The organism is Komagataeibacter sp. FNDCF1, assembly GCF_021295335.1.
Lineage (GTDB): Bacteria > Pseudomonadota > Alphaproteobacteria > Acetobacterales > Acetobacteraceae > Komagataeibacter.
In genome coordinates this window covers 1,074,343-1,098,742 of record NZ_JAIWOT010000001.1, presented here as the reverse complement: position 1 = coordinate 1,098,742, position 24,400 = coordinate 1,074,343, and the positions used below count along the sequence as shown (strand labels likewise).

The following is a 24,400-nucleotide window of genomic DNA, read 5'->3' as shown; positions in this document are numbered from 1 at the left end:
GCCTTCCGCTACAGGCATGCAAAGGAAACGGGAGGACAGGCATGGGGCGGCACATTGCCATGCCAGCCCGGCAGGGAGCCGCGGCAGGAAAGGGCTTGCCTGCCCCACGGCGGGTTGCCGCGGGGCAGGGGATCAGATGATGTCGGCTGGCGGGTTCTGCTTGGTCAGGCGGTCATACTGTAGCAGCGAGGCCAGCAGGTCCTCCATGCAGGACAGTGGCAGCATGGTCGCGCCATCGCTGGGTGCGGTGTCGGGATCGGGATGGGTCTCGATAAACACGCCGGCTACGCCAATGGCCAGTGCCGCGCGCGCCAGGATGGGTGCGAACACCCGCTGCCCGCCCGAGGATGTGCCCAGGCCCCCGGGCTGCTGCACGGAATGGGTCGCATCATAGATGACGGGATAGCCCGTTCCCGCCATGATCGGCAGGGCGCGCATGTCATTGACCAGCGTGTTGTAGCCAAATGACGTGCCACGCTCGCACAGCATGATGCGTTCATTGCCGGTGGATGCAACCTTGGCGGCCACGTTCGCCATGTCCCACGGGGCCAGGAACTGCCCCTTTTTTATGTTGATGGCGGCCCCGGTCCTGCCTGCCGCCACCAGCAGGTCGGTCTGGCGGCACAGGAAGGCCGGGATCTGCAGCACGTCCACCGTCTCGGCCACCGCGGCGCACTGGTCGGGCAGGTGCACGTCGGTCAGCACCGGCACGCCAAGGCGGGCGCGCACCTGACCCAGTATGTCCAGCCCCTGCGCCATGCCCACGCCGCGCGCGCCGTTGATGGAGGTGCGGTTGGCCTTGTCGAACGAGCTTTTGTAGATCAGCCCGATGCCCAGCCTTGTTGCGATGCCATACAGTGCATCGGCCACCTCCATCGCATGATCGGCGGATTCGATCTGGCACGGCCCCGCGATCAGCGTGAAGGGGGATTCGTTGCCAACCGTAAGATTGCCGATGGTCAGGGCACGATGGTCCGTCATCGCTTGGCCGCCGTCCGCTCGGCGGCCTTGGCCACGGCCGCCTTGATGAAGCCGGAGAACAGCGGGTGCGGATCGAACGGCTTGGACAGCAGTTCGGGGTGGTACTGCACCGCGATGAACCATGGATGGTCGGGGTATTCCACCACTTCAGGCAGGATGCCGTCGGGCGACATGCCCGAAAAGCGCAGCCCGGTCTTTTCCAGCTGTTCGCGGTAGTGGTTGTTGACCTCGTAGCGGTGGCGGTGGCGTTCGCGGATGTCGGTCCGGCCATAGGCTTCTGCCGCCCGCGAGCCCTCGGCAAGTTTTGCGGGGTAGGCGCCCAGCCGCATGGTGCCGCCCATCTCGCCACCTTCGCGCCGGCGCAGCAGTTCGTTGCCGCGCGCCCATTCGGTCATCAGCCCCACCAGCGGGAAGTCGGTCGGGCCGAATTCGGTGGAGGACGCCTTCCCGATGCCCGCAAGGTTGCGCGCGCATTCGATCACCGCCATCTGCATGCCAAAACAGATGCCCATGAAGGGGATGTTGTTCTCACGCGCGTATTTCACGGCGCGGATCTTGCCTTCCGACCCGCGTTCGCCAAAGCCGCCGGGCACCAGAATGGCGTCGCTGCGGGCAAGGATGCTCACCGCATCGTCCGATTTCTCGAAATCCTCCGCTTCCACCCAGTTCAGCCGCACGCGCGCACGGTTGGCAATGCCGCCATGCTGCAGCGCCTCGATGAGCGACTTGTAGCTGTCCAGCAGGGCGGTGTACTTGCCCACCACCGTCACCAGCACCTCGCGGTCAGGATGGCGGACGGCGTCCACGATCCTTTCCCACCGCGACAGGTCGGGGTCGGGTGTCGTGGGCAGGCCGAAATGGTGCAGCACCTCGGTGTCCATGCCCTCGGCATGGTACGAGATGGGGCAGGCATAGATCGTGTCCACATCGCGCGCGGCAATCACCGCCTGCGGGCGGACGTTGCAGAAGCTTGCGATCTTGCGACGCTCGTTTTCAGGAATTTCCCGGTCGGAGCGGCAGACCAGCATCTGCGGCTGGATGCCGACGTTCTGCAGTTCCTTGACCGAATGCTGGGTGGGCTTGGTCTTCAGCTCACCCGCCGCCGCGATCCACGGCAGCAGGGTGAGGTGGATGAACATCGTCTGGTCGGGGCCAAGGTCGTTGCGCAGCTGGCGGATGGATTCAAGGAATGGCAGGCTTTCGATATCGCCGACCGTGCCGCCGATCTCGACCAGGACGAAGTCCAGGTCCTCGGTATCGGCCACGATCGTTTCCTTGATCGAGTCGGTAATATGGGGAATGACCTGCACGGTCGCGCCCAGATAGTCGCCCCGCCGTTCGCGTGCGATCACATCGGAATAGATCTGCCCGGTGGTGGCATTATCCGCCCGGGTGGCATGCACGCCGGTAAAGCGTTCGTAATGGCCAAGGTCGAGATCCGTCTCGGCACCGTCGTCGGTCACGAAGACCTCGCCGTGCTGATAGGGACTCATCGTCCCCGGATCGACATTCAGGTAAGGGTCAAGCTTGCGCAACCGGACCCGATAGCCACGGGCCTGAAGCAGGGCAGCAAGGGCAGCCGAAGCAATGCCTTTGCCAAGGGAGGACACCACGCCGCCGGTGATGAATACAAACCGCGTCATGGATGGCCTTTCTACACAGCTTGCAGCCGCGCTGCAAAGGCTACGATGCATGGTTGGCCGAAAAAAATGAAAATGCCCCGGCACGGCGTGCCGGGGCATGGATACCGTACGCCACAGGGCGTGCGTGATCAGGGGGTTGTGGCGGGTGCCGCCGGGGCGGAGGACGCGGGCGGTGCGGCCAGGATATCATGGCCCGTGCCGGTCGAGGCCCCGCGGTTCATGACCGCCAGCGCAAGCGAGAGCACCATGAAGGCGGTGCCCAGCACGGCGGTGGAGCGGGTGAGCAGCGTGGCCGTGCCCCGGCCCGACATGAAGGAACCCATGCCCTGCGAGCCGCCGATTCCAAGGCCACCACCCTCGCTGCGCTGGATCAGGATGGTTCCGATCAGCGCAATGGTGACGAACAGGTGCAGTAAAAGGAGAACTGTGATCATGCGTCTTTCCAGTTGATTCCCGCTGGCCGCGCGGCAGTCACGAAGCGCGGGCGGCGCGGACAAGCGGCACGAAGGCTTCCGCCTTCAGGCTGGCATTGCCCACCAGCGCCCCGTCCACGTGTTCGACAGGCAGGATATCGGTGACATTGCGTTCATTGACGGACCCACCATAAAGGATTCGGATCGTTTTGCCAGCTTCACCGAACTGGCGCACCAGTTCGGCGCGGATGAAGGCGGACATGTCGGCAATATCCTGCTGCGATGCGGCCGTGCCAGAGCCGATGGCCCAGACCGGCTCATACGCCACGATGCCGGTAAACCCCTGCGGCAGCGATCCCTGGATCTGCCAGCCCACGGTCTCCTGTGAATCGCCGCTGTCGCGCTGGTCGGCGTTCTCGCCCACGCATACGATGGGGGTCAGGCCCGCCGCCATGGCGGCCACGGTCTTCTCGCGCACCGTCTCGTCCAGTTCACCATGCTCGGCGCGGCGTTCGGAATGGCCAAGGATGACATAGTCCACCCCCAGGTCCACCAGCATCGGCGCCGAGATGTCGCCCGTATGGGCGCCGGACCTGTCCTTGTGGCAGTCCTGCGCGCCAAGCCCGATGCCGGCGGCCTTCAGCTTCGGCGCAAGGCGTGCAAGCTGGGTGAAGGGGGGGCAGACCACCACATCGGCCCGCGTGGTCAGGGCGGCAAGGCCGTCCGCCAGTCCCGTGACCAGCGCGTCCGCATCGGCGCTCAGGCCGTTCATCTTCCAGTTGCCGACAATAATCTGCTTCATGTTTCCACTCCTGGTCCATGCCCCGGCTGCACGGCCTGCCCAGTGCGTGGCAGGGCGGCATGGCATGGTTATGATGGCCGCCAGCCTACACCATGGCCCGGCCCGTGTTGCAACCCGCGTGCTGCGTGGCGGGGCCGCGCGCATGCGGGTGCTGGTCAAACCGGCGGCGTGCCCGTATGGTGCCCGACCGGAAAACAGGGCGCCCCATGGGCGCGCGTCGTGCGCGGGCCCTGTTCCATCCGGCTTTGTCTTGGTGCTGGCGCAGGGTTTTTCATGCTATCTTTTCTGTATCGCGTGTTTGTCGATTCATGGGTGGGCCGCATCGTCGCCGGGCTGTTTTTCCTCGCCTTCATCGGGTTCGGCGTGGGTGACGTGCTGATGAACATCGGCACCGAACGCGCCGATGTGGCGGCCCGCGTGGGGGGGCGTCCCATCCTGGTGCAGTCCTACCAGAACGCGCTGCAGTCCGAAATGCCGCAGGTGGCGCAGTCCATGCACCTGTCCGACCCGGGCCAGATACCGCCCGCCACGCGTGAGCAGGTCGCCCGCCAGGTGCTCCAGCGCCTTGTGCTGCAGGCCGAGATTGCCGAAGCCGCCGACCGTCATGGCCTGATCGTGCCCGATTCCGTGGTGCGGGACGAGATATTCTCCATCCCTGCTTTCAAGGGTACGAACGGCCAGTTTGACCGCGCCCTGTTCAATGACCGCCTGCGCCGCACCGGCATGTCGGAGGGCAGGCTGATCGAACTGGTCCGCCAGGAACAGGCGTCGCGCGTGCTGCTTGAACCGATTCGCGATGGCGTGGGCGTGCCGGACGTGATGGTCCGCCGGCTGTTTGATTTCGAAGGCCAGACCCGCACCCTCGACCTTGTGCGCGTGCCGTTTGAAAGCCAGCAGGTCACCGCCACGCCCACCGCCGCCCAGCTTGCGCGCTACCACGCCAACCACCCGTGGGAATTCATGGCCCCCGAATACCGCCATGCCCGCGTGGTCGTGCTCTCGGCCGACACCATCGGCCGCATGCTCGACATAACGGATGCCGACCTGCAGCAGGCCTATCAGGCGCAGGCCCAGACCTTCAGCGCGCCCGAGCGGCGTAACGTGCAGATCGTGACCGTGCCGACCGAAGCGCGCGCCACCGCCCTGCGCGCGCAGTGGGCGGATGCGAATGACTGGGCCAGGGTACAGAAAGACGCAGGCAGGGATGCGGCCGCGGTGGAACTGCCGGGCATGAAGCAGACGGACATTCCCTCCGCCGATCTGGGCAGGCTGATCTTCGCGGCACCCGCGGATGCGACACAGGGACCGGTGAAAAGCGAGGGCGGCTGGGTCGTCTTTCGCGTGACGGGCGTGACGCCGGCCCACACCACGTCCTTTGCCGACGTGAAGCAGGCGCTGCATGACCAGCTTGCCCACACCCGCGCGCAGGCGCTGCTGTCCGACCGGGTGCAGAAGCTGCAGGATGCGATAGCAGGGGGCGGACTGGATTCCATTCCGGCCGATCTCGGCGCGGTCGCGGTCTCGGGGGAACTGGACCAGACGGGCAATACCCATGAAGGCACCGCCGCCCCCATACCGGGCAGTGACGCGGCGCGGCAGGCCGTCATCGCCCGCGTGTTTTCCCAGCAGAAAGGGGAGAACCCCACACTGGTGCAGGGGCCGGACAATACATGGTACGCCGTATCCGTTGATGGCGTGACCCCCGGCCATGCCCTGGACCTGGCCGAGGCCGGGCCGCGCGTGACCGCCGCATGGCTGGCTTCCGTCCGCCGCCACATGGCCGACCAGCAGGCCACGACATTCTACAATCAGGCCGAAGGGCAGGGCGGGCTGGCCCATGTCGCCCCTGCCGTGCCGGGTCTTGAGCACAGCCAGCCGCTTTCCCCCATGCAGCCCGCGCCCGAAATCCCGCGTGAGGTCGCGGCACTGATCTTCCGTCTGGGCAAGGTCGGGCAGAGCATCATGACCGAAGCGGGCGATGCCTACGTGGTGGCAACGCTTACGGCCATCAACCACCCCGATCCGGCCACGCAGAAGGATCTGTATGACCGTGTGCGCACGGGGCTGACCCAGTCGATGGGCGAGGATATCGAAATGGGTTACGGCGGGGCGCTGGAAGCCATCGTCAAGCCAAAGCCGAACGAGTCCGCACTTCGCACCGTGATGGGGGAAGTGACGGGTAGCCAGAATACGGGAACAGGACAGTGACAGCAGACGCCGCGCGCATGCGCCCCCCCTCCCGGCAGCCCGATGCCGCCCTGCGTGAGGCTGCGCTTGCCGCCCTGCGCGAAGGCAGGGGCACGGTGGCGTGGCGTGTCGAACCTGCCGACCTGCTCACGCCCGTCGCGGCCTTCCTGCGGCTGTCATCACTTGCGCGCAGTCATGGGGGCGGCAATGGCGGCCACAACGCCTTCCTGCTGGAAAGTGTGGAGGGCGGCACTTCGCGCGGGCGCTATTCGGTCATCGGCCTGCTGCCCGACCTGATCTGGCGCTGCCATGATGGCCGCGCCAGTGTCTGCCACGACCCCTCGGCCCCCAGCCACAGTTTCGTGCCTGAAGCCGATGCGCCGCTGGTGTCCCTGCGCCGTATCCTGCATGCCAGCCGCATGGACCTGCCCGAAGGCCTGCCCCCCATGACCGGCGGTGTGTTCGGCTACCTTGGCTATGACATGATCCGGCAGGTGGAGTATCTGCCGGACATGCCGGCCGATGACCTGGACCTGCCCGAAGGGATCCTGATCCGTCCCGGCCTGTTCGCCATATTCGACACGGTGCGGGACGAACTGCTGCTGGCGGCCCCCATGCGGCCATGTGCGGGTGTGGCGCCCGAAGCGGTATGGGATCTGGCGCATGAGCGCCTGCAGCAGGCCCGCGCGGCACTGTCCACACCTGTGGAACTGCCCGACGGGCCGGTGGGCGAGATCGGGGTTCCCGTGCCGGAATCCACGCTGACCAGGGCGGAATTCTGTGATATCGTACGGAAACTGCAGGACTACATAGCGGCGGGCGATGCCTTCCAGATCGTGCCGAGCCAGCGCTTCAGCGCGGCGTTCGGCCTGCCGCCATTCGCGCTGTACCGCGCGCTGCGGCGGATCAACCCGGCACCTTTCCTGTTCTACCTTGATCTGGACGGGTTCAGCCTGGTCGGCTCGTCCCCCGAAATCCTAGTACGCCTGCGCGAAGGCACCATGACCGTGCGCCCGCTGGCAGGCACCCGCCCGCGTGGCCGCACGACGGAGGAAGATCTGGCCCTGGAGGCCGAACTGCTGGCCGACCCCAAGGAACGCGCCGAGCACCTGATGCTGATCGACCTGGGCCGCAATGACGTGGGCCGGGTATGCGAGCCGGGGTCGGTGCGGGTGACGGAGCAGTTCGTCATCGAACGGTTCAGCCACGTCATGCACATCTCCTCCAACGTGGAAGGAACGCTGCGCCCCGATCTTGAGGCGCTGGACGCGCTGATGTCGGGCTTTCCCGCCGGGACACTGACGGGTGCGCCCAAGATCCGCGCCATGGAAATCATTGACGAGGTCGAGCCGACCCGCAGGGCCACCTATGCCGGGTGCATCGGCTATTTCGGCCCCGATGGGGACATGGATACCTGCATCGGCCTGCGCATGGCGGTAGTGAAGGACGGGCGCATGTACGTGCAGGCGGGCTGTGGCGTGGTGGCCGACAGCGTGCCCGAGGCGGAATACGAGGAAACCCGCCAGAAAGCCCGTGCCCTGTTCCGCGCGGCGGAGGAAGCTGTGCGATTTGCGACAGGGAATGACGCATAAGGCAATTTTATAGCATCCGCGTACATGATAAGGGACATGAAGACATGCCGGGTCATGCCGCAGGGGGTTTGACCCGGCCCAGCGGAAAAGCCATGATACGCCCATGATCCTCCTGATCGACAATTATGACAGCTTTACCTTCAACCTCGTCCACTATCTTGGGGACCTGGGGGAAAGGTGCGACGTCCATCGCAACGATGCGATCAGCGTGGCGGATGCGCTGGCGCGCCAGCCAGAGGCCATTGTCATCTCACCCGGGCCCCGTGCGCCCGATCAGGCTGGTATATGCTGCGACCTGATTGCCGCAGCAGCAGGAAAGGTGCCGGTACTGGGTGTATGCCTTGGCCATCAGGCCATCGGGCAGGTGTTCGGCGGGCGGGTCGTGCGCGCCCCGGTGCCGATGCATGGCAAGGTCTCGCCCGTATACCATGACGGGACGGACCTGTTCGCGGGCCTGCCCGACCCGTTCAATGCCACCCGTTACCACAGCCTGACGGTCGATCCCGACAGTCTGCCCGACACGCTGGTGGCCACCGCGCACACGGCGGACGGCGTGATCATGGGCCTGCGCCACGCCACCCTGCCCATATTCGGCGTGCAGTTCCACCCCGAGAGCATCGCTTCGGAACACGGGCATGACATCATGGCCAATTTCCTGTCCATCGCCCGCGGGCGCAATACGCCACGCAAGGCTGCCTGAGCGGTCATGGCCGGCACGATGGACAGCGGCCCGTCCACCAGCGACACGTTCCGCGCGATACTGGGGCGGGCGGTTGCGGGGGGCGTGGTGGCGCCGGAGGAGGCGCAGGCCGCCCTGCGATCCATCGAAAATGGCGATGTGGAGCAGGTGCCCGCCATAGCCTTTCTGACCGCACTGCGCATGCAGGGCCGGGTGCAGGCCGACCCGGTGGAACTGGAAGCCGTGCTGCGTCACCGCGCGCCCGGTCCCGCAGGCCCTGCATCCGGGTTCACGGACATTCTGGACGTGGTGCTGGACGGCCGTGACCTGACGCCGGACATGGCGCAGACGGCTTTCGGCCTGATCATGGACGGGGCGGTGAGCGATGCAGTACTGGCCGCGTTCCTGACAGCGCTGCACATGCGCGGCGAGAGCGTGACCGAACTCCATGCCGCCGTAAGGGCGATACGCGCGCGCATGCTGGCCGTCCCCGCCATGCCCGATGGCGCGCTTGACGTATGCGGCACGGGGGGGGACGGGCTGGGCACGCTCAATGTTTCCACCGCCGTGGCCTTCGTGCTGGCCGCCATGGGCGTGCCGGTGGCCAAGCATGGCAACCGGGCACTGTCCTCGCGCTCGGGGGCGACGGACGTGCTGCTGGAACTCGACGTGCCCCTGCCGGTTGATAACGGGCATATCGGCCGGATGATGGCGGCCCATTGCGTGACGTTCCTTGCCGCCCCCAATCACCATCCCGCCATGCGGCATGTGGGTATGGTGCGGCGCGCGCTGGGTTTTCGCACCATTTTCAACCTTATCGGGCCGCTGTGCAATCCGGCGGAGGTCCGGCGGCAGCTTGTGGGCGTCTTTTCCCCCGACTGGCTGGAAGTCATGGTCCGCACCCTGCGGGAGGTAGGGTCGGAACGGGTATGGGCGGTCAGTGGTGAATGCGGGCAGGGCCGGTTCATTGATGAACTGACTCTGGCCGGCCCCACCCATGCCTGCGTGCTGGAGGACGGATCGATCCGGCGCGTGACCATTCACGCGCAGGAGGCGGGACTGGCGACAGCCCCCATCGCCGCCATTGCCGGTGGCACGCCCGCCCATAACGCGCGGGCGCTGCGGGAACTGGCGCAGGGCGCGCGCGGGGCCTACCGGGATACCGTGCTGCTCAACGCAGGTGTCGCGTTGCATGTGGCGGGCAGGGGCAGCACTATCATGCGGGGGGGCGAGATCGATTACGCCGCCCTGCGCGGGAACATCGGCCTTGCGGCGGATGCGCTCGATCGTGGCGCGGTTGCGGCCGTGCTGGAGGCCGTGCGGAACTTTCGCGCGGACGTGCCAAACAGAGTAACAGGGTAGAAAATGAACGACACGCCAAGCACCCCCCCCCAGACAGGCAGTGTCCAGCCCGGGGATGTGGACAGCATCCCCGATGTTCTGGAGCGTATCTGTGCACGGACACGGGTGGACGTGGCGCAGCGCGCAAAGGTCGTGACACTGAAGGAAATCACGGCCCGCGCGCGTGAGGTTGACACGCCGCCGCGTGGCTTTGGCCAGGCGCTGAAGCAGAAGACGGCGGACCACCAGATCGGCCTGATTGCCGAAATCAAGAAGGCATCCCCTTCCGCCGGCATCCTGCGGCCCGATTATGAACCCACCCGGATTGCGCAGGAATATGAAAAGGCGGGGGCGGCGTGCATTTCCGTCCTGACCGAGGGGTCATGCTTCCATGGCAGCGCCGAGGATCTGACCCGCGTGCGCGAAGCGTGCAAGCTGCCGCTGTTGCGCAAGGACTTCATCATCGACCCGTGGCAGGTGCATGAAAGCCGCCTGATCGGCGCGGACTGCATCCTGCTGATCATGGCCATCCTGACCGATGCCGAAGCCGCCGAACTGCTGGACATCGCACGCGGGCTGGACATGGACGTGCTGGTGGAGGTGCATGACGAGGGCGAACTCAACCGCGCGCTGGCGCTCGATACATCGCTGATCGGCATCAACAACCGCAACCTCAAGACACTCCAGACCGATATCGGGACCACATGCAGGCTTGCGCCGCTGGTGCCGCCTGACAGGATCATCGTATCCGAAAGCGGCATCCGCACCCATGAAGATGTGATGAAGCTCAACGCCATTGGGGCGTCGGGCTTCCTGGTGGGGGAAAGCCTGCTGCGGCACGAGGACGTGGGGGCAGCGGTGCACGCGCTGCTGGGCACCACGCCGGATGCGCCGGCCCCGGCGCCCGCCGCACCATGACGGGGTCCCGCCTGTCGCATCTGGATGGTGCCGGACATGCGGTGATGGTGGATGTCTCGGCCAAGCCTGATACCCGGCGCGAGGCTGTGGCGCATGGGCATATCAGCATGCGTTCCGAAACCCTGGCCCTGATCATGGCAGGCGGGATGCCCAAGGGCGACGTGCTGGCCACCGCCCGGATTGCGGGCATCATGGCGGCCAAGAAAACCGCCGACCTGATCCCGCTGTGCCATCCGCTGGCCCTCTCGTCAGTCCGGGTGCAGCTTGAGCCCGATGCCGACCAGCGCGGCATCACCATTACCGCGCGCGTGCGCACCACCGGGCCCACGGGTGTCGAGATGGAGGCGCTGACCGCGGCCTCGGTTGCTGCGCTGACGCTGTATGACATGTGCAAGGCGGTGGAGCGGGACATGGAAATCGGTCAGATACACGTGATCCATAAATCCGGCGGTGCTTCCGGTACTTATGAGCGTACGGCCGGGTGATGACGGACCGGCACGCACACCTGTCGCAACCATAACGGCTGTGCCTGCCGCAGGGGCGGAGACAACAGCACGGGCAACATGAACCAAGGACGTTCGATGAGTAATGAGACAGATCCCGGCCTGTCGGGTGGCCATAACAGCCGGACCATGACCGAAGCCGACCTGAAGGAAGCCTATTACCAGATGGTCCTGATCCGCCGGTTTGAGGAACGTGCAGGCCAGCTTTACGGCATGGGGCTGATCGGCGGGTTCTGCCACCTGTATATCGGGCAGGAAGCGGTTGTGGTCGGCATCCAGATGGAGCTCAAGCAGGGGGACAAGATCATCACCTCCTACCGCGACCACGGGCAGATGCTGGCCGCCGGCATGAGCGCGCGCGGGGTCATGGCCGAACTGACCGGGCGTGAGGGCGGCTATTCCCACGGCAAGGGGGGGTCGATGCACATGTTCTCCTCCGAAAAGCACTTCTATGGTGGTCACGGCATTGTCGGCGCGCAGGTGTCGCTGGGCATCGGGCTGGCGTTTGCCAACAAGTACCGTGGCACGGACGAGGTCTCGGTCACGTATTATGGCGAGGGTGCATCCAACCAGGGCCAGGTTTACGAAAGCTTCAATCTCGCCGCGCTACACAAGCTGCCCTGCCTGTTCGTGCTGGAAAACAACCGCTACGGCATGGGTACCAGCGTGGAGCGGGCCTCGGCTTCGAAGGCGCTGTGGCGCAATGGCGAGCCGTGGGGCATCCCGGGCCTGTATGTCGATGGCATGGATGTCGAGGCCGTGCGGGCTGCCGCGGCCGAGGCCGTGGCCCACTGCCGCGCGGGCAAGGGGCCGGTGCTGATGGAGGTGGACACCTACCGCTACCGTGGTCATTCCATGTCCGACCCGGCGAAATACCGCCAGCGTTCGGAAGTGGACGAAATCCGCAAGAACCATGACCCGATCGACCGCGTGCGCCGCGAACTGCTTGAACGCGGTGTGGCGGAAAGCGACCTGAAGGCGATGGATGACAAGGTGAAGGCCGTCGTGGTTGACGCGGCCGAGTTTGCCCAGACCAGTCCCGAGCCCGACCCTTCGGAGCTGTGGACGGACATTCTGGTAGGAAGCTGAATTAGAGATGGCAACAGAAATACTCATGCCCGCCCTGTCCCCCACCATGAAGGAGGGGAAGGTGGCGCGCTGGCTGCGCAGGCCGGGTGATGCGATTGCAGCAGGCGACGTGATTGCGGAAATCGAGACCGACAAGGCCACGATGGAAGTCGAGGCCGTGGATGAAGGTATCCTTGGCCGCGTCCTGATCCCCGAGGGGACGGAGAACGTGGCGGTCAACACCCCCATTGCCGTGCTGCTGGCCGAGGGCGAGAGCGTGGATGCCACGCCGGCAACCCCGGTGGCCCCTGCGGCGCAGGCTCCCGTCGCCCCGCCATCCTGCGGCCCCGTGCCCGCCGCGCCCGGCAGGCCCGGGGCAGCCGCAGCCCCTGAAAAGGACTGGGGCGAGACCAGCGAGATCACCGTGCGCGAGGCCCTGCGCGATGCCATGGCCGCCGAGCTCGCGCGTGATGAGGACGTGTTCCTGATCGGTGAGGAAGTGGCCGAGTACCAGGGGGCCTACAAGGTCTCGCAGGGGTTGCTGGACCAGTTTGGTGCAAAGCGGGTGATCGACACCCCCATTACCGAACAGGGCTTTACCGGCATGGCCATCGGTGCCGCGCTGACCGGGCTCAAGCCGATTGTGGAGTTCATGACCATGAACTTCGCCATGCAGGCCATTGACCAGATCATCAATTCCGCCGCCAAGACGCGCTACATGTCGGGCGGGCAGATGTCGTGCCCTATCGTGTTCCGTGGCCCCAACGGCGCCGCCGCACGCGTGGGTGCCCAGCATTCGCAGTGCTATGCCAGCTGGTACGGCCATGTGCCGGGACTGAAGGTGGTGGCCCCGTGGTCCGCAGCGGACGCCAAGGGCCTGCTGCGCGCCGCCATCCGTGACCCCAACCCGGTCATCTTCCTCGAAAACGAGATCCTGTATGGCCAGCGTTTCCCGTGCCCGGTGGATGAGGACTTCATCCTGCCCATAGGCAGGGCGAAGATCGAGCGCGCCGGCACGGACGTGACCATCGTCGCCTTCTCCATCATGGTCGGCGTTGCGCTGGAAGCCGCCGAAAAGCTGGCGGAGCAGGGGATCGATGCGGAAGTGATCAACCTGCGCACCATCCGCCCGCTGGATACCGAGACGGTGGTGGAGAGTGTCAGGAAAACCAGCCGCCTGGTGGTGGTGGAAGAAGGCTGGCCCTTTGCCGGCATTGGCGCGGAAGTGGCCATGCAGGTGATCGAGCACGCGTTCGATTATCTGGACGCGCCCCCGGTGCGCGTGGCGGGGGCGGATGTGCCCATGCCGTTTGCCGCCAACCTGGAAAAGCTTGCCCTGCCCAATGCGGACTGGATCATCAATGCCGTCCGGCAGGTTGTGTGAGGGATTACGCGATGCCGATCAACATCCTGATGCCAGCCCTTTCCCCCACAATGAAGGAAGGTACCCTGGCGCGCTGGCTCAAGGCGGAAGGTGACAGCATTGCCGCAGGCGACGTGATTGCGGAAATCGAGACCGACAAGGCCACGATGGAAGTCGAGGCCGTGGATGAGGGCGTGCTGGGCCGCATCCTGATTGGCGAGGGCACGGACGGGATTGCCGTCAACACCCCCATCGCCATACTGGTGGCCGAAGGCGAGAGCGTGCCCGACGCGCCTGCGGCCCCCACGACCGCCCCGGCCATGGCGGCCCCGGTAACCCCGGCGCCTGCCACCGCGCAGGCCGCCCCGCCCCCGCAGGCCTCCATGGCGTCCGCCACACCTGCATCAAAGGGCACACGCGTCTTTGCTTCCCCCCTTGCGCGCAGGATTGCAGCCCGGAAGGGCATCGACCTTGCCACGCTGAAGGGCAGCGGCCCCAACGGGCGCATCGTGCGCCGTGATGTGGAACAGGCGCAGCAGGCCCCGGCGGCAGCCCCCGCAGCCACGGCTGCGTCCGCCGCGGCACCGGCATCCGCACCGGCACCCGCCAGCACGGCGTATGACACCGTGCCGCATTCGGGCATGCGCAAGGTGATTGCGCGCCGCCTGACGGAAGCCAAGTCCACCATCCCGCATTTCTATGTGGAAATGGATGTGGAGCTCGACGCGCTGATGGCCCTGCGCAGCCAGCTCAATGCCGCAGCCCCCAGCGAAGGGCCGGGTGCATACAAGATCTCGGTCAATGACATGCTGGTCAAGGCGGCGGCGGTCACCCTGCGCCGGGTGCCGCAGGTCAATGTGTCCTATACCGATGACGCGCTGCTGGCGTATCATGATGTGGACATCTCGGTCGCCGTTTCCATCCCCGACGGGCTGATTACGCCCATCGTGCGCGCGGCCGATACCAAGGGCCTGCGCCAGATCAGTCTCGAGACACGCGACCTTGTGGCCCGCGCGCGGGCAGGCAAGCTGAAGCCAGAGGAATTCCAGGGCGGCACCTTCTCCATCTCCAACATGGGGATGTACGGGGTCAAGGCGTTCTCCGCCATTCTCAACCCGCCACAGGCCGCCATCCTGGCCATTGCGGCGGGTGAGCGCAGGGCGGTGGTCAAGGGCAATGACATTGCCATTGCCACGGTCATGACCGTGACACTTTCGGTCGATCACCGGGTGGTGGATGGCGCGCTGGCGGCACAGTGGCTCTCGGCCTTCCGCACGGTTGTTGAAAACCCGATGAGCCTTGTGGTCTGAGGAAACGGTCCGAAATGAGCACCACGCAATTTGATGTCATTGTCATTGGCGGCGGCCCCGGCGGGTATGTGGCGGCCATCCGTGCGGCCCAGCTCAAGCTGAAGGTCGCGGTGGTGGAAGCCGCCCAGCTTGGCGGCATCTGCCTCAACTGGGGGTGCATCCCCACCAAGGCGCTGCTGCGCGCGTCCGAAATCAACCACATGCTGCACAACCTGGAGGAATTCGGGTTCGCGGCCGATAACGTGCGTTTTGACTTTGCCAAGGTGGTCAAGCGCTCGCGCAATGTGTCGGCCCAGCTTTCGGCCGGTGTTGCCCACCTGCTGAAGAAGCACAAGGTCACGGTCATCAACGGCTTTGGCAGGCTGGCAGGCACGCAGGGGGACATGCGCAAGGTTTCGGTCAGCAAAGACGGCAAGGAAACCGCTGTCCTGGCCGCGCCCAACGTGATCGTGGCCACCGGTGCCCGCGCCCGTGTGCTGCCGGGGCTGGAGCCGGATGGCAGGCTGGTCTGGTCCTACCGCGAGGCCATGGTGCCCACCGAACTGCCGCGCAGCCTGCTGGTGATCGGGTCGGGTGCGATCGGGGTGGAGTTCGCCTCCTTCTACCGCAATATGGGTGCGGACGTGACCATTGTGGAAGTGGCCGACCGCATACTGCCGGTGGAAGATGCCGAGATCAGCGCCTTCGCCCGCAAGGCGCTGGAAAAGCAGGGCATGAAGATCCTGACCGGCGCGAAGCTGGGCGCGATAAAGAAGGGCGATGACAGCGTGACCATTGAGGTGACGGTGGGCGGCAAGACGCAGTCCGTCACGGTGGCGCGCGTGATCTCGGCGGTGGGTATTGTCGGCAATGTCGAGAATATCGGCCTTGAAGGTACGACCATCAAGGTGGACCGCACCCATATCACGGTCGATGCCTACTGCCGCACGGCGGAGAAGGGGGTGTTCGCCATTGGTGACATTGCAGCCCCGCCATGGCTTGCCCACAAGGCCAGCCATGAGGGCGTGATGGTGGCGGAACTGATTGCCGGCCGCAGCGTGCATCCGATCAGCCCCCTCAACATTCCCGGCTGCACCTACTGCCGCCCGCAGGTGGCCTCTGTCGGCATGACGGAGGAGAAGGCGAAGGCGGCGGGCTACAGGCTGCGCGTAGGCCGCTTCCCCTTCATCGGCAACGGCAAGGCCATTGCGATGGGTGAGCCGGAGGGCATGGTCAAGACCATATTCGATGACGCCACGGGCGAACTTCTGGGCGCGCACATGGTCGGCCCCGAAGTGACCGAGATGATCCAGGGTTATGTCATTGCCCGCACCGGTGAACTGACCGACGCGGAACTGAAGGAAACCGTGTTCCCGCACCCCACCATATCGGAAACCATGCATGAAGCCGTGCTGGCCGCGTATGATGGCGCCCTGCATATCTGACTGATAAAAAAGAAGAAAAGTTTCTGGTGAAGCTTTTTCCAAAAAGCTTCGGAGTATGCCGCCTTTTTGAAAAAAGGCGGCACCCGGAAACCTTTTCCACCCTGCGGCCTGTTCTGCGGGCAGGGCAGGGGATCATGGCGCTGATCGTGCGCTTGTGATCCCCCGCTGCCCCGTGGCCTGCAAGAATGCTTGACGTTGTGGGGCAGGCGTTACACTTCTGGTCAACCAGCCTGCCAGATGGGATGTTCATGTCATGTCCGTGCGTTTGACGATCGACCACCGCAAGAAGACGGATGCCGCCCTGCGGCACCCGGAAAAGGCGCATCGGCCCGACAACCCCATTGCGCGCAAGCCAGACTGGATCCGCGTGCGCGCGCCCAACCACCCCACCTATCACGAGACACGCAGGCTCATGCGCGACAACAACCTCGTCACCGTGTGCGAGGAAGCGGCCTGCCCCAATATTGGCGAATGCTGGTCCCAGCGCCACGCCACCATGATGATCATGGGGGAGATCTGCACCCGTGCCTGCGCTTTCTGCAATGTCACCACCGGCCTGCCGCATGCCCTGGATGCGGATGAGCCGGAGCGCGTGGCCGATGCGGTGGCGCGGCTGGGGTTGCGGCATGTGGTCATCACTTCGGTGGACCGTGACGATCTGCCCGATGGCGGGGCACATCATTTTGCCCGCGTGATCGGGGCAATCCGCGCCAGCGCGCCCGACACCACCATCGAGATCCTGACACCCGACTTCCTGCGCAAGCCCGGCGCGCTGGAAGTGGTGGTGCGTGCGCGGCCCGACGTGTTCAACCACAACCTGGAAACCGTGCCCCGACTGTACACCACCATCCGCCCCGGCGCGCGGTATTACCAGTCGATGCGGCTGCTCGATGACGTGAAAAGGATGGATCCCTCCATCTTCACGAAATCGGGATTGATGCTGGGACTGGGCGAGGAACGGCCCGAAATACAGCAGGTCATGGATGACCTGCGGATAGCGGATGTTGATTTCATCACGCTGGGGCAATATCTCCAGCCCACAGTGAAGCATGCTGCGGTGGCACGGTTCGTAACACCGGAGGAATTTGCCGATTACGCAGGCATGGCCCGGGTCAAGGGATTCCTGCAGGTCAGTTCCTCGCCATTGACCCGTTCCTCGTATCATGCGGATTCTGATTTTGCGGAACTGCGCGCCGCACGTGAGCAACGCCTGCGGACCGAACGTGGCGCAATGGAGATGATGTGATGCCCACCCATGCCGAACGTCGGCTTATCGCCTATTCGCCCAGCCAGCTTTTCGATCTGGTGGCCGACGTCGGGAAATACCCCCAGTTCCTGCCGTGGTGCACGGGCGCGCGCGTGCGCACGCGCACGGCGAGCGAACTGGTGGCGGACCTGACCATCGGCTTTGGCCCCTTTCGTGAGACATTCACCAGCCGCGTGCTGCTTGAAGCGCCGGACACGATCCGGGTCAGCTATGAAAAGGGTCCTTTCCGCTACCTGAACAATGTATGGACCTTCACGCCCGAACCGCGTGGCTGCCTGGTTGATTTCTTTGTGGATTTCGAATTCCGCTCGCGCCTGCTGCAGGCCGCGATCGGTGTGGTGTTCAACGAGGCCGTGCGCCTGATGGTGTCCGCCTTCATCCGCCGTGCGCGTGACATATATGGCCCGCCGCCTGCGCCTGCCGCCCCCGCGCAGCCACCCGTGGGCACGGCCAAGGCCGGAAGCGCCTGAGCGCGCCCCATTAGACCGGACAGAAGGAACCCGTCATGACCAAACGCCTCCTTTCCACCATGCTGGGCAGTGCCCTGCTGTGTGCCACACTGCCCGCAATAGCAGCGCCCGCTACCCATCACGGCACGGCAGCAGCCGCTACGGATGCCCAGACAGATGATCTGAACGCGCAGAGCCTGCAGAAAGCGCGGGCGGCACTCCAGCCCGCCACAACAGCCGCCACGGCTCCCGCATCTTCCCCTGCCGCTGCAGGCGGCGCCCCGGTGCGCCCAGGGCCGGGGAGCACAGGCCGGGCCGCAAGTCACGCCGTGCAGGCAGCCGGCACGGGTGAGACGTCAGGCACCATACCCGTGCCGCGCACGCAGGCGGAAGGCGGAGGCGCGGGCTACTAGCCAGCGCCCCGCGCCCTCTTTCATTCCGCCATCAGCCGCCCCGCGTGGTCGAGCAGTAGCGTGAGCGCCATGCGCACGGCCTGCGCACGGACATCCCACCGTTCCCCCGCAAAAATGTGGGAGACCGTATCAACGCTGCCCCCACCCGCCACGCCAAACCAGACCAGCCCGACCGGCTTGCCTTCCACCGCGCCGCCAGGGCCCGCGATACCGGTAATGGCAATGGCCAGGTTGGCATCGGCCGCGTGGGCCAGCGCGCCCTGTGCCATGGTGGCCGCCACTTCGCGGCTGACCGCGCCGTAACGTTCCAGCAGCATGGGCGGCACGCCCAGCGCACGGGATTTCATGGCGTTGGAGTAGGTGACAAAGCCGCCCGCCACCACGTCCGATGAACCGGCGGCTTCCGTCAGGGCTGCGACCAGCAGGCCGCCGGTGCAGCTTTCCGCCGTGACAATCCGGCATCCCGCCGCGCGGAAGCGGGCCAGCGCGTCGGGAATGCGGGCAAGCAGTGTATCGGGCAACATGCGCGGGTTCTCCTGTTCAGCCAACGTAACGCATCAGGCAAGGTAGTGGATGCCTGTCAGGATGGCGGCGGCCAGCAGTCCTGCCACGATGTCATCCCCCATTATGCCGATCGCATCATGCCTGCGGTCGAACCAGCCCACGGGGCCGGGCTTGGTGATGTCGAACAGGCGGAACAGCACGAAGGCCAGCAGCAGCCACAGCCCGTCCGCCCAGCGCAGGCCGGACAGGGGCAGGGGAGCAAGTGGCAGCATGGCCAGCCACATGCCGGCAACCTCGTCAATCACGATCCAACTGTGGTCTTCCCCGTCTGATGCAGCTGCCGTGGCCTGGTAGCCAACGCCGGTGCACAGCAGTATCGCCACCGCCATCCATATCCAGTGGCCCAGCAGCGGCACACCCACCACCAGGGCCGCAAGCGAACCCACGGTGCCCGGTGCGCGTGGGGCCAGTCCGCAGCCGCCGAATGTTGCAATGAGGCGGGCGGTCGTGCGCGTCATCAGCCCTGCCCCTGCGCGGGGTCGGTTGCCTGGTAGATGGCCATGTTCTCCTCCACCCGTTCAACGTAGTTGCGTGTCTCGCCAAAGGGGATGCTCTCGATCCAGTCCAGCATGGCATCCGGCACCGGCGTGTCGCGCGCGGGGTTGCCCAGTGTAAGCAGCCATGTATCCGTGCGGTGCGGCCCGGCGTTATAGGCCGCGGCCACATAGGGCACGGCCCCGCCCATGCGCTGCGCGATCTCGGCCAGGTAGGCCGCGCCAAGCTGCATGTTCAGTTGCGGGTCGGTCAGGGAAGCGGCGCTGACCGTGGTTGCCAGACCCGCCTTGCGCGCCATTTCACGCGCGGTGGGTACAAGAAGCTGCATGAGCCCGACCGCATGGGCGGGGCTGACCACGCTGGCGTCAAACCCGCTTTCCTGCCGGGCTACCGCCAGTTCCACGTCGGCGGGCAGGATGGAAGTCGGGGGGGTGTAGGTGCGTGGCCAGCCTTCCTGTACCAGCGTCAGCCCGTCGCGCCCGGCCAGACGGGCGACCATCACGGCGGCATCGGGTATGCCCAGGCGGGTGGCCATGCGGGCGGCCAGTACGTGGTCGATCTTGCTGGTGGCCTGTGCATCCAGCGCCAGGATGAAGTCGCGTGCACGGCGCCTGTCGCCCCACGCCACCAGAATCTCGGCCGCGCGGGCAAGGTCCGTGGTGTCGAATCGTACGGAATCGGCCACGCTGGGGGTGGGTTCATGCTCTCGCCGCAGATAGGCGCGGATCAGGCGGCCGGCCTGGTCGGGCACCAGCAGCGGGTTCATCCTGTTGCCATCCAGCCACGAGATGGCCATCTGGCCGTAAAAGGTATTGGCAAGGGCTGCGGCCTGTTCCCACTGCGCCCGTGCCGGCGCCGTGCGTCCCCGCGCCGACAGCGCGCGCCCGCACCAGAACAGCCCCCGGCTGCGGGTAATGACCGGCACCGCCTGCGCCAGCGGGGTGAAATCGGCCAGCGCGTGCTCGGCATCATGCAGGTATTCGAGCCGGATCCAGCCGGTCAGAAACAGGGCATCATAGTGATTGGCGGAACCGATATCGGTCGTGTCATTGGCCAGGAACAGGGCATCATCGGGGCGGTGGGCCAGCAGCAGGTCGCGGGCCAGCCCGTCGCGTTCACGCCAGAAGACGGTTGCAACGGCGGGAGACTGCTGCTTTTCCGTCTCCACCCCGCGTGCGTGCCACAGGGCCAGCGCTTCATCCAGCCGTTGCGCATGATGCAGCCAGCGCAGGCGGTCCAGCACCAGCGCGCCATCAGCCTGCTGTTCTGGCGGCACGCTGGCCAGGACCGTTTCAGCCTGCGGGTCGTTGCGACGGAACGCAAGGCGGGCACGGGCCACGACCTGCTGGGCGGGGTCCAGCAGTGGTACCTGCCGGGTCGCGGCATCCACCCGGCCCGCGCGTTCCTGCCGGTCAAACCGCTGCCAGTGGTCCTGTGGCGTCAGGATCGGGCCAAAGCCCGCCAGCAGGGCCTGTGCCTCGGCCGGGGTATCGGCGCGGTTGACCCATGATGCGCGTGCCCAGTCATCCAGGCTGGCGGGGCGCGGGATGGCGCGGGCACAGCGCAGCAGGGCCTGCACATCGGTCAGGGGCTGTTCAGCGCACAGGCGGCCGGCGGCGGCATCATCGGGCTCTGCCGCAAGCGCCTGCTGGAAGCGCGCCAGCAGCAGTGCACGCTGCGGCCAGGACGGATTTTCCGCCAAGAAGGTGGCGTATTCATCAGCACTGCCCTTTGAGGGGGAAAGCAGGCGCAGATAGACCAGCAGCCTGGCCGCTATGGGGTCGTCATCGGCGTTGCCCGTCGCGGCCTGCCGGGGCGTGGGCCAGTCCTGCTGCATGGCCGGTGCCGATTGCGCCGCCGTGGCCGCCAGTATCGTCGCCATGGCCAGTCCCGCCGCAATGCCGGTGCGCCGGAAGCGGCAGTGGGGCAGGGGGAGAGGCATCAGGCGGCTCCTCCCACATGGGTCCAGACCTCACCGCCGCCCTTTACGATCAGTTCGATCGCAACCGCCAGCACCACCAGCAGCCCGATCCATGAAATCCAGCGATACCGCTCAAGCAGCCGCGCGATGAGCGAGGCCGCAACCGCCATCAGCAGCACCGAGATCGCCAGCCCCGCCACCAGCACGCCCATATGTTCGCCCGCGGCCCCCGCCACGGCCAGCACGTTATCCAGGCTCATGGACAGGTCGGCCACGATGATGCGGATGATGGCGTTGCGCAGAGAGGCAGGCGCGGGCGTGCTGCCGGTATCCTGCGTATCGCCGCGCATCTCGCGGTACATGCGCCAGCAGACCCACAGCAGCAGCAGCCCGCCCGCCAGCGTCAGTCCTATGATGGCCAGCAGCCGCACGGCCACCAGTGCCAGCCCGATCCGGATGACAGCGGCCCCCAGAACCCCGCACAGTATGGCGATTCGCCGTGCCTGATGCGGCAGGTTGCGCACCGCCATGCCCACCACGATGGCGTTATCCCCCGCCAGTGTGATGTCGATCAGGACCACCTGTGCCAGCGCATAGAGGGAGGAGGGAGAAAAAATGGCGGACATGGGCAGATATGATCCTGACTGTTGATCCGCACCGGCGGGTCATGACTTCACAAGGGCTTTATGGCGCTGCCTGTGTGCATCATGCAATCACCCCTGTCATGACAGATGATGTATTACCCCCCAGAAGGAGACGACGTGAATATAAGGGAGACGCCGCCAGCAGAATTGGGTAGGAAGGCGGCCTGAAGTCCCGATTATGCCACTGCCGTAAGGAAACCCCATAATATGGTCCCGCGCTATACCCGCCCTGTCATGGCCGCCATCTGGTCGCCAGAGAACCGCTACCGCATCTGGTTCGAGATCGAGGCGCTGGCCTGTGAGGCCATGGCGGAATATGGCGCGATTCCCAAAGAAGCGGCAAAGACCATACGCGAGAAGGGCGATGCCGCCATGGCCGCCTTCTCGCAGGCCGACCTTGACCGCATTGACGAGATCGAGGCCGAAACCCGTCATGACGTGATTGCATTCCTGACATGGCTTGCGGAGAAGGTCGGCCCCGACAGCCGCTTCGTGCATCTGGGCATGACATCATCGGATGTGCTCGACACCTGCCTGTCTGTGCAGATGGTGCAGGCAACCGACCTGCTGCTGACCGACCTTGATGCCGTGCTCGCGGCGTTGAAGAAGCGCGCGTTCGAGCACAAGCACACGCTGACCATCGGCCGCAGCCACGCAATCCATGCCGAGCCGACATCATTCGGCCTGAAAATTGCGGGCCATTATGCCGAATTCGCCCGCAACCGCGCGCGCCTTGTCCGTGCGCGCGAAGAAATCGCGGTCTGCGCCATTTCCGGCGCCGTGGGCACGTATGCCCATATCGACCCCCGCGTTGAGGAATACGTGGCGGCCAAACTGGGCCTCAAGCCCGAGGATGTCTCCACCCAGGTCATCCCGCGTGACCGGCATGCGGCGTATTTCTGCGCGCTGGCGGTGATTGCCAGCGGCATCGAGCGGCTGGCCACCGAAGTGCGCCACCTGCAGCGTTCCGAAGTGCGCGAGGCGGAGGAGTTCTTCCACAAGGGGCAGAAAGGCTCGTCGGCCATGCCGCACAAGCGCAACCCCGTACTGTCGGAAAACCTGACGGGTCTGGCCCGCCTTGTCCGTTCGCACGTCATTCCCGCGCTGGAAAACGTGGCGCTGTGGCACGAGCGCGACATCAGCCATTCCTCCGTCGAGCGCAACATCTGCCCCGATGGCACCATCGGGCTGGACTTCGCACTCATGCGCCTTGCGGGCATGATGGAAAAGCTGGTGGTCTACCCCGAGCAGATGCAGGCCAACATCGAAAGCCTGGGCGGCGTGGTGCATTCGGGCGAGGTGCTGCTGGCCCTTGCGCGCGCGGGCATCCTGCGGGAGGATGCGTACCGTATCGTCCAGCGCAACGCCATGGCCACATGGACCCGGCTGGGCAAACCCGACGGGAAGACCTTCCGCGAGAATCTGGAAGCCGACCCCGAAGTGGCGGGCCGGGTGGCGCCTGAAGTGCTGGACGCGGCCATGGACAGCGCATCCCACCTGCGGATGCTCGACCATACATTCACCCGCGTGTTCGGTGAGGCAGGCCCCGCACGCAGCTGACCCGGCCGCGCCCGGGGCAGATAACAGCAGGAAAACAAGGCGTGTGCACAGTCGTCATCTCCCACGATCCGGCACAGGACTGGCCGCTGCTGATGGCGGCCAACCGTGATGAACGCCTTGACCGCCCCTGGCTGCCGCCGGGGCGGCACTGGGCGGCGCAGCCCGGTATTGTGGGGGGGCAGGACCAGGTGGCGGGCGGCTCGTGGCTCACGCTCAATGATGCAGGCGTGGTGGCGGGCATCATGAACCGCGTGGGCAGCCTTGGCCCCATGCCGGGCAAGAACTCGCGCGGGGCGCTGCCGCTGCTGGCGGGGCAGTTTGCCACCGCACGGGCCGCGGTGGAGCACATCGCCACCATCGACGCAGGCGCGTGGCGGTCGTTCAACATGATCGTGGCCGACCGGGCCGATGCCTTCTTCATCCGCGGCCCCGGCTATGGCCAGCCGCAGGTGGAAGCGCTGGCGCCCGGCGTGCACATGGTCGCCACCACCGACCCTGATGACATGGCCATGCCGCGCATCCACCGCCACCTGCCGCGCTTCCGTGCAGCCGTGCGCCCCGTGCCGCCGCAGTGGGCGAGCTGGACCACGCTGCTGGCCGACCGTTCGCTGCCTGCGGGGAGCGAGCTGAACATCCCGCCGCGCTCGGGCTTTGGCACGTGCAGTTCATCGGCTATCGGGGTGGCAGGCGATAACCGCCATTCATGGTTTTTTGCCGCTGGCGCGCCGGACCGGGTGGGTTACCAGCCGGTCGATCTGGACGCTTCCCCCACGCAGGCAAGGTAAAATGGTATCTTCCCGCCCGGAACGCTGCTATGGCATGCGCATCATCCGGGATCATGCCAGCAGCAGATCCTACAGATC

Annotated in this window: 23 protein-coding genes; 15 read left to right on the top strand and 8 right to left on the bottom strand. The window is 65.8% G+C overall.

Translation table 11 applies throughout. The features are described 5' to 3' along the window. Window positions 1–132: 132 nt before the first annotated feature. From kdsA to tpiA, 4 genes are all read right to left on the bottom strand, one after another. Window positions 133–981: a 3-deoxy-8-phosphooctulonate synthase gene (gene kdsA, locus LDL32_RS05155; protein ID WP_233064942.1), complete on the bottom strand. Its 849-nt coding sequence runs from the start codon at window positions 979–981 to the stop codon at window positions 133–135. Beyond that, window positions 978–2,624: a CTP synthase gene (locus tag LDL32_RS05150; protein WP_233064940.1), complete on the bottom strand. Its 1,647-nt coding sequence runs from the start codon at window positions 2,622–2,624 to the stop codon at window positions 978–980. The genes kdsA and LDL32_RS05150 overlap by 4 nt, the downstream gene beginning before the upstream one ends. Before the next feature lie 128 nt (window positions 2,625–2,752). Then, window positions 2,753–3,058 carry a preprotein translocase subunit SecG gene (gene secG / locus LDL32_RS05145; RefSeq protein ID WP_233064938.1) on the bottom strand — a complete coding sequence of 102 codons (306 nt, stop codon included), beginning with the start codon at window positions 3,056–3,058 and terminating at the stop codon, window positions 2,753–2,755. Between the two features lie 37 nt (window positions 3,059–3,095). Next, window positions 3,096–3,839, bottom strand: coding sequence for a triose-phosphate isomerase (gene tpiA / locus LDL32_RS05140; protein ID WP_233064936.1), 744 nt, complete (start codon window positions 3,837–3,839; stop codon window positions 3,096–3,098). Window positions 3,840–4,112: 273 nt separating this feature from the next. Between tpiA and LDL32_RS05135 the strand changes: the two genes are divergently transcribed. From LDL32_RS05135 to LDL32_RS05075, 13 genes are all read left to right on the top strand, one after another. Next, window positions 4,113–6,047, top strand: coding sequence for a peptidylprolyl isomerase (locus LDL32_RS05135; RefSeq protein ID WP_233064934.1), 1,935 nt, complete (start codon window positions 4,113–4,115; stop codon window positions 6,045–6,047). A gap of 17 nt (window positions 6,048–6,064) precedes the next feature. After that, complete coding sequence (gene trpE, locus LDL32_RS05130) at window positions 6,065–7,618, top strand: anthranilate synthase component I (protein WP_233068709.1); 1,554 nt, start codon at window positions 6,065–6,067, stop codon at window positions 7,616–7,618. A gap of 103 nt (window positions 7,619–7,721) precedes the next feature. Further along, complete coding sequence (locus LDL32_RS05125; RefSeq protein ID WP_233064933.1) at window positions 7,722–8,318, top strand: aminodeoxychorismate/anthranilate synthase component II; 597 nt, start codon at window positions 7,722–7,724, stop codon at window positions 8,316–8,318. Window positions 8,319–8,324: 6 nt separating this feature from the next. Further along, complete coding sequence (gene trpD, locus LDL32_RS05120) at window positions 8,325–9,659, top strand: anthranilate phosphoribosyltransferase (RefSeq protein ID WP_233064932.1); 1,335 nt, start codon at window positions 8,325–8,327, stop codon at window positions 9,657–9,659. A 3-nt stretch (window positions 9,660–9,662) separates the two neighbouring features. Then, window positions 9,663–10,556, top strand: a complete 894-nt coding sequence (gene trpC, locus LDL32_RS05115; RefSeq protein WP_233064931.1) for an indole-3-glycerol phosphate synthase TrpC — start codon at window positions 9,663–9,665, stop codon at window positions 10,554–10,556. Next, window positions 10,553–11,041 (top strand): cyclic pyranopterin monophosphate synthase MoaC, encoded by a 489-nt coding sequence (gene moaC / locus LDL32_RS05110; RefSeq protein ID WP_233064930.1) that lies wholly within the window; start codon window positions 10,553–10,555, stop codon window positions 11,039–11,041. The genes trpC and moaC overlap by 4 nt, the downstream gene beginning before the upstream one ends. A gap of 147 nt (window positions 11,042–11,188) precedes the next feature. After that, a complete protein-coding gene (pdhA, locus tag LDL32_RS05105; protein WP_233068708.1) occupies window positions 11,189–12,148 on the top strand; it encodes a pyruvate dehydrogenase (acetyl-transferring) E1 component subunit alpha in 960 nt (319 codons plus the stop codon). A 7-nt stretch (window positions 12,149–12,155) separates the two neighbouring features. After that, the gene (locus LDL32_RS05100; RefSeq protein ID WP_233064929.1) at window positions 12,156–13,511 is read left to right on the top strand and encodes a pyruvate dehydrogenase complex E1 component subunit beta; all 1,356 of its coding nucleotides are present in this window, start codon (window positions 12,156–12,158) and stop codon (window positions 13,509–13,511) included. An 11-nt stretch (window positions 13,512–13,522) separates the two neighbouring features. Then, on the top strand, window positions 13,523–14,800 hold the full coding sequence (locus LDL32_RS05095; protein ID WP_233064928.1) for a pyruvate dehydrogenase complex dihydrolipoamide acetyltransferase: 1,278 nt from the start codon (window positions 13,523–13,525) through the stop codon (window positions 14,798–14,800). Between the two features lie 14 nt (window positions 14,801–14,814). Beyond that, entirely contained in the window at window positions 14,815–16,224 is a 1,410-nt protein-coding gene (lpdA, locus tag LDL32_RS05090) for a dihydrolipoyl dehydrogenase (protein WP_233064927.1), read from the top strand. 253 nt (window positions 16,225–16,477) lie between these two features. Next, window positions 16,478–17,470 (top strand): lipoyl synthase, encoded by a 993-nt coding sequence (gene lipA, locus LDL32_RS05085; protein ID WP_233064925.1) that lies wholly within the window; start codon window positions 16,478–16,480, stop codon window positions 17,468–17,470. Further along, window positions 17,470–17,961, top strand: coding sequence for a type II toxin-antitoxin system RatA family toxin (locus LDL32_RS05080; RefSeq protein ID WP_233064923.1), 492 nt, complete (start codon window positions 17,470–17,472; stop codon window positions 17,959–17,961). The genes lipA and LDL32_RS05080 overlap by 1 nt, the downstream gene beginning before the upstream one ends. 35 nt (window positions 17,962–17,996) lie before the next feature. After that, window positions 17,997–18,353: a hypothetical protein gene (locus LDL32_RS05075; protein ID WP_233064921.1), complete on the top strand. Its 357-nt coding sequence runs from the start codon at window positions 17,997–17,999 to the stop codon at window positions 18,351–18,353. 20 nt (window positions 18,354–18,373) lie between these two features. Here the strand turns inward: LDL32_RS05075 and LDL32_RS05070 are convergent, their stop codons facing one another. Genes LDL32_RS05070 through LDL32_RS05055 form a run of 4 tightly spaced genes read right to left on the bottom strand, consistent with a single transcriptional unit; the run spans window position 18,374 to window position 21,959 of the window. Next, complete coding sequence (locus LDL32_RS05070; RefSeq protein ID WP_233064920.1) at window positions 18,374–18,877, bottom strand: CinA family protein; 504 nt, start codon at window positions 18,875–18,877, stop codon at window positions 18,374–18,376. A 33-nt stretch (window positions 18,878–18,910) separates the two neighbouring features. Continuing rightward, complete coding sequence (locus LDL32_RS05065) at window positions 18,911–19,375, bottom strand: phosphatidylglycerophosphatase A (protein ID WP_233064919.1); 465 nt, start codon at window positions 19,373–19,375, stop codon at window positions 18,911–18,913. After that, on the bottom strand, window positions 19,375–21,354 hold the full coding sequence (locus LDL32_RS05060; RefSeq protein ID WP_233064918.1) for a lytic transglycosylase domain-containing protein: 1,980 nt from the start codon (window positions 21,352–21,354) through the stop codon (window positions 19,375–19,377). The genes LDL32_RS05065 and LDL32_RS05060 overlap by 1 nt, the downstream gene beginning before the upstream one ends. After that, window positions 21,354–21,959 (bottom strand): YjbE family putative metal transport protein, encoded by a 606-nt coding sequence (locus LDL32_RS05055; protein ID WP_233064917.1) that lies wholly within the window; start codon window positions 21,957–21,959, stop codon window positions 21,354–21,356. Before LDL32_RS05055 ends, LDL32_RS05060 begins: the two co-directional genes overlap by 1 nt. A gap of 225 nt (window positions 21,960–22,184) precedes the next feature. Here LDL32_RS05055 and purB point away from each other — a divergent pair, with 225 nt between their 5' ends. Both purB and LDL32_RS05045 read left to right on the top strand, forming a co-directional pair. After that, complete coding sequence (gene purB, locus LDL32_RS05050) at window positions 22,185–23,537, top strand: adenylosuccinate lyase (RefSeq protein ID WP_233064916.1); 1,353 nt, start codon at window positions 22,185–22,187, stop codon at window positions 23,535–23,537. 41 nt (window positions 23,538–23,578) lie between these two features. Further along, entirely contained in the window at window positions 23,579–24,322 is a 744-nt protein-coding gene (locus LDL32_RS05045; protein WP_233064915.1) for an NRDE family protein, read from the top strand. Window positions 24,323–24,400: the final 78 nt, after the last annotated feature.